The 5,595-nt window shown below is 61.9% G+C and carries 6 protein-coding genes; 3 read left to right on the top strand and 3 right to left on the bottom strand.

From position 1 onward, the window contains the following. The 3 genes from AC1DT3_RS10890 to hemB form a co-directional block, all read right to left on the bottom strand. A partial coding sequence (locus AC1DT3_RS10890; protein ID WP_477465276.1) for a threonine ammonia-lyase occupies positions 1-563 on the bottom strand: 563 nt, incomplete at its 3' end. A 121-nt stretch (positions 564-684) separates the two neighbouring features. Continuing rightward, positions 685-1,995, bottom strand: a complete 1,311-nt coding sequence (locus AC1DT3_RS10885; protein ID WP_477465275.1) for a branched-chain amino acid ABC transporter permease — start codon at positions 1,993-1,995, stop codon at positions 685-687. 63 nt (positions 1,996-2,058) lie between these two features. Then, complete coding sequence (gene hemB / locus AC1DT3_RS10880) at positions 2,059-3,102, bottom strand: porphobilinogen synthase (RefSeq protein ID WP_477465274.1); 1,044 nt, start codon at positions 3,100-3,102, stop codon at positions 2,059-2,061. A 202-nt stretch (positions 3,103-3,304) separates the two neighbouring features. On the opposite strand from hemB, the gene AC1DT3_RS10875 reads away from it, so the two are divergent. The 3 genes from AC1DT3_RS10875 to AC1DT3_RS10865 all read left to right on the top strand — a co-directional run. Next, the gene (locus tag AC1DT3_RS10875; RefSeq protein WP_477465273.1) at positions 3,305-4,360 is read left to right on the top strand and encodes an enoyl-CoA hydratase/isomerase family protein; all 1,056 of its coding nucleotides are present in this window, start codon (positions 3,305-3,307) and stop codon (positions 4,358-4,360) included. After that, a complete protein-coding gene (locus tag AC1DT3_RS10870) occupies positions 4,361-4,837 on the top strand; it encodes a DUF6163 family protein (protein ID WP_477465272.1) in 477 nt (158 codons plus the stop codon). It begins immediately after the preceding gene. Positions 4,838-5,257: 420 nt separating this feature from the next. Continuing rightward, positions 5,258-5,595: hypothetical protein (locus tag AC1DT3_RS10865; RefSeq protein WP_477465271.1), on the top strand; the 338-nt coding region annotated here is incomplete at its 3' end.

Raw genomic sequence — 5,595 nt, 5'->3', positions numbered from 1 at the left:
CCGGAGATCAGGCCGCCGCCGCCGATGGGAACGACGATCTGGTCGAGATCGGGATGATCCTCGAGAATTTCGAGTCCGCAGGTGCCCTGGCCGGCCATGATCTTCGGGTCGTCGTAGGGGTGGACGAAAACGAGACCCTCCTCGGCCGCGATCGCCCGCGCCTTGTCGGCGGATTCGTAGAGCGTCTCCCCGAACAGGATGACCCGCGCGCCGTAGGCCCGGGTGTTCTCCGCCTTCACGAGGGGAGCGTTCTCGGGCATCACGATGGTCGAGGGGATGCCGAGCCGGGTGGCATGATACGCGACGGCCTGCGCGTGATTGCCGGCCGACATGGCGATGACGCCGCGCTGGCGCTCCTCGGCCGTCAGGCTCTCCAACTTGTTGACCGCACCGCGTTCCTTGAACGAGCCGGTCGGCTGCATGTTCTCGTGCTTGACGAAGACCTTCGCGCCGGTGAGCTGCGACAGGCGCGGAGCGGGTACGAGCGGCGTGCRCAGCACCTGGCCCTTGATCGTCCGAGCGGCTTCTTTCACGTCTTCGAGAGAGATGGCGTAGTGAGCCAAGGCATCCTCCGGCTTATCGTTTTGTAGTGCTTTTAGAGCGTGATCGACTGAAGTGATACCCAGTTCCACGTCAGGCGCTCATTGCTTGATGTTATGCACGACTCGGCTTGATGACTTTCAGCTAGACCGCCCGTGGTGTCGGATCCCTTAAGCCGAGCAATCCGCCCGGCCGGAAGATCAGGAAGACGACCAGCGCCGCATAAAGCGCCACATCGCGCGCCTCGATCGGAAGATAGGCCGACCACAAAGTTTCAAACAGGCCGACGGCGACGCCCCCGAGGAGCGCCCCGGGGATCGAACCGATGCCGCCGATGACGGCGGCGATCAGCGCCTTCAGGCCGTATTGGAACCCGCCCGCAAAGCCCAGGCCGCCGTATTGGGCGACGATGAGCATGCCGGAAAGTCCGGCCATGGCTCCGGCGAGCGCCAGCGTCATGAGAAGGAGCCGTCTGCCGTCGACGCCGAACAAAGCCGCCGTCGAGGCGTCGTCGGAATAGGCCCGCCAAGCGCGGCCGAACGGCGTGTTCCACATCAGCCACAGGAGGACACAAGCAGCACCGATGCCGATCCCGGTGGTGACGAGGGAAATCGGCGTCAGGCTGACGAGGAAACCTCCCGTCCGCGCCAGCGCCAGCGGTTCTCCCCAGATCGGCGGCAACCAGACCGTGACCGGACTCTGCACCACGCGCAGATACTCCATCAGGAACAACGAGAGCCCGACAGTCGCGATGAGGCTCGGCTGAGTGCTCTTGCTTTTGACGCACGCGATCGTCAGGTATCCGCCGACCGCGCTGTGAAGAGCCGCCGAGAAGATTGCTGCCGCCATCCCGAGCGCGAGACCGACAAGGGGGGATGCGACGGAAAGGCCGATGATGGCGATGGATGCACCCGCGATCGTCGCGGCCCCGCCGACCGCTGCGAGTTCGCCGAAGGCAAGGTTGATCCGCCCCGACATCCCGAAGACAAGGGCGTAGGCGACCGACAACAGGGCGTAAATCGCGGTGCGCGGCAGGCTGACCAGCAATTGCTGGAGCGCGTAGGCGAGCCGCTCCGGCAGTTCGATGACGTTTGCCCCGGGTGCGCCGCCCGGGTCGGCCGCAATCCCTTCGGGCGTTTCGATGTAGTAGCGTTTGAGGAGATGGAGGCTCGCGCCGGAGAGGACTTCTCCCTCGGTTGCAAGTCCGGTCAATTCCGCCTTGTTGGGAGACAATCCTTCGGCGGCGAACTGGCAGATGACGGATCGGTCGAGAAGAGGCCGGCCGTCACGTTCGACGGTGTAATCGAGGCGCACCGAGCGGGGCACGGGGCCAGGCTCGGTTCTCGTGACGTGGATGCGCGCGGCGGGGTTGAGAGCGGGCAGGGCGATCCGGCAGATCCGGGCCTGCTCCGCGTCGATGGTATAGCCGCAGGCCGCCAACAGGCAGAGAGCCAAAAGACACCCAGCGATGCGCCACGGTCGGTCGATCTCTACCCGGAGAAAGGATGGCGGAATGTGTCAGGCCTGTGCTTTGAGCCTCTCGGCGACCCGAGGCGCGAAATAGGTCAGGATGCCGTCCGCGCCAGCCCGCTTGAAGGCGAGCAGGCTTTCCATCATCGCCCGTTCGCCGTCGAGCCAGCCGTTCGCGGCGGCAGCCTCGATCATGGCATACTCGCCCGACACTTGGTAGGCGAAGGTCGGGACCGAAAAGGTGTCCTTCACGCGTCGGACGACGTCGAGATAGGGCAGGCCGGGCTTGACCATCACCATGTCCGCGCCTTCGTCGAGATCGAGGGCGACTTCACGCAGGGCCTCGTCCGAGTTGCCCGGATCCATCTGGTAGGTGCGCTTGTCGCCGATCAGGGTGGCGTTGGTGCCGATGGCGTCCCGGAACGGGCCGTAGAACGCCGATGCGTATTTGGCGGCATACGCCATGATCTGCACATCGACAAAGCCCGACTGATCGAGCGCTTCGCGGATGGCGCCGACGCGCCCGTCCATCATGTCGGAGGGCGCGATGACATCGGCGCCCGCTTCCGCGTGAAGCAGCGCCTGCCGAACGAGAACGGCGACGGATTCGTCGTTGAGGACGCGCTCGCCGTCCATCACTCCGTCATGTCCGTGGCTCGTATACGGATCGAGAGCGACGTCGGTGATGATGCCGATGTCGGGAACGGCGCGTTTGATCTCGCGAATTGCCCGGCAGACGAGGTTRCGGCTGTTGACGGCTTCCGAACCAACCGGATCGCGTAGGGATGGGTCCGTGTTCGGGAACAGAACGATCGCCGGAATGCGCAAGGTCGCGGCTCGCTCAGCGTCGCGAACGGCCTCGTCGATGCTCAACCGATCGACGCCAGGCATCGACGCGACGGCCTGGCGTCCGCCTTGCCCGTCGTTGAGGAAGATCGGCCAGATCAGATCGTCGACCGTGAGGACGTTTTCCCTGACCAGCCGTCGCGACCACTCGGCCTTGCGATTGCGGCGCGGGCGATGAGTAAGAGAGAGCGCCGCGGAGGGCGCATCGGTGGCAACCGGGCGGGGAAAGGGCGACAGCTTCGACATGATCCTGATCCGACGCCGGGGGACGCCCGCCGGCGTCTCGTGAGGTAGCACATTTAAACAGGTCTAAAAAAGACCGGTTGAAGCGTGATCTCGGTCCGCAAGGTCGCATCCCGCAACGACGTCGGGGAACCGGGAGCCCTTTCCCGATCGGGACGGCGCGTGCCATCCTTCGGACAACCGAAACCGAAGAGACGAGCCTGTGATGTCCGCACCCGACGAAGTCCTTTGCGAAATCCGAGGCGCCGCCGGTCTCATCACGCTCAATCGTCCAAGCGCCCTCAACGCGCTGACGCTCGGCATGGTCCGTTCGATGCGGGAGGCGCTTGATGCGTGGGCCGACAATCCGTTTGTCACGCGGGTCGTCGTCAGAGGCGCCGGCGAAAAGGCGTTTTGCGCGGGCGGCGACGTCAGGCGTCTGCATGATCTGGGGCGGGAAGGGCGCAAGGAGGAAGCCATCGCCTTCTGGCGGGAGGAGTATCAGCTCAACGCCCTGATCAAATCCTACGGCAAACCGTACGTCTCGTTGATCGATGGAATCGTCATGGGCGGCGGCGTCGGGATTTCCCTCCACGGCTCGCACCGGATCGCCGGTGAGCGCTATCTGTTTGCGATGCCTGAAGTCGGTATCGGGTTCTTTCCCGATGTGGGTGCAACTTACGCGCTTCCCCGGCTTCCCTATAACGCGGGTTTGTACCTTGCTCTGACCGGAGAGCGCTTGCGCCTCGCGGACGGCCTCCTGCTCGGCCTTGCCACGCATTCCCTCGCGCCGGCCACCAAGGAGTCGGTCGTGGAAGCCCTGATTGCCGGCGTGCCTGTCGACGACGCGCTGCGGCAAGGGCAATTTGATTCCGGAACGGCACCCTTGGCAGCCCATCTCCCGGTGATCGAAAAGTGCTTCATCCCCGACAGTGTCGGCAATGTCCTCGATCGCCTCGACAAGGCCGGGAAGGAGGGTTCCGAATTCGCCGCGGCCACCGCTGCCACGATACGGACGAAATCTCCCACCAGCCTCGGCATCGCCTTCGAACAGGTGCGCAGGGGCGGCGATCTCTCGTTTGCCGAGGCCATGTGCATCGAGTTTCGTATCGCCTCGCGTATTCTCGACGGGTACGACTTCTACGAAGGCATTCGCGCAGTACTCATCGACAAGGATGGGCATCCCGCGTGGAATCCGAGCGCCCTTGACGAAGTCACCCTCCCGATGATCGAAGCCTATTTCGCGCCGCTTCCTCCGGCCGACGAACTGAGAGTTGCATAGATGGCCCGCTCCCTGCTGAACCGGCAGACGACGAATGTTGCAAGAAACGAGAATGCGGATCGCTTGGAGGAGCGGCCCGCCCTCGGCCGGCTGCGTTGGAGCTTCGTGCTGACTTGGTTCATGCGCATCCTCGCCATTCTCTGGATCATGAAGGGGCTCAGCGCCTGGGCCGTCATTCTGGGTGTCTGGACGCCGACGGGCCTCTTCGAAACCCGATCGACTGGTTATCAAGCCACGATCATCTACTTCGCCGTCATCGACCTGATCGCGGCAGTCGGCCTGTGGATGGCCAGTTCCTGGGGCGGAATCATGTGGCTTCTGGCCGTCATGAGCCAGCTCATCCTCGCCGCCTTCTTCCCCCGGATCGTCTCGTCGAACTCGCCGATGTTGATCCTGTCCGGCGTCTTCATCGCCGTCTATCTCGGCATCTCCTGGCTCGTGGCTCGTGAAGAGCATCGTGCGGAGTCCGGAGGCTAATACCACAACGACCCAGAGTTGCTGACCGCCTCCGGATGGCTAGAAATGTATATATCCGAGGGGAAGTGACTGTATGTTTCAATAGTAACTTGGTTTACCCTACGTTTATACAGTGCTAAAAGCCTATATATACGAATAGTTTTAAGCTTGACGGCTATCAAATTGCCTTAATGAAACATTGCATCAGCGTCACTTGGCCTGAAAAGACAAACAACTGTCTATTTTGAGCAAGACCCGGCCTGTGCGACTCTATATCAAAATCCGGCGCTTGAGGTTTTTAGCCCTTGTAGCGTATTCACCGAATCAGTCGGGTCAATAAATACGCATTGACCGAAGTCGTGTAACTATTTTCCGCTTCAATTTTTAAGACCAGACTGAATTGTTATCAACTTTTGATACCTATCGATAAGGCGATTTACAATGGCTGTTTCTTCATCCCAATTGTCGGGTTTTCCGACGACGTCTAATACTGGTGTCCCCCCAGGCGTTACTTTGACTGCGTCGGGCGGAATTACCATCACCAAGGCCGGCACTGTTGTCGAAGGCTTGAACATCACCGGTCCGGTGAGCATTCAGGCCGCGAATGTCACCTTGAAGAACTGCAAGATCACGACCAACAACTGGGCCGCGGTCAACATCAAGAGTGGCCTCTCCGGCGTCGTCGTGCAGGATTGCGAAATCAACGGCACGGGCACGAACAACGACGGCTCGCACGGCATCATCGGCCAGGGCACGTTTCTGCGTAACAACATCTACAA

The organism is Microvirga sp. P4_G7, from assembly GCF_056401005.1.
Note: the sequence above shows the minus strand (reverse complement) of the source record. Positions and strands in the feature narration are given on the sequence as shown.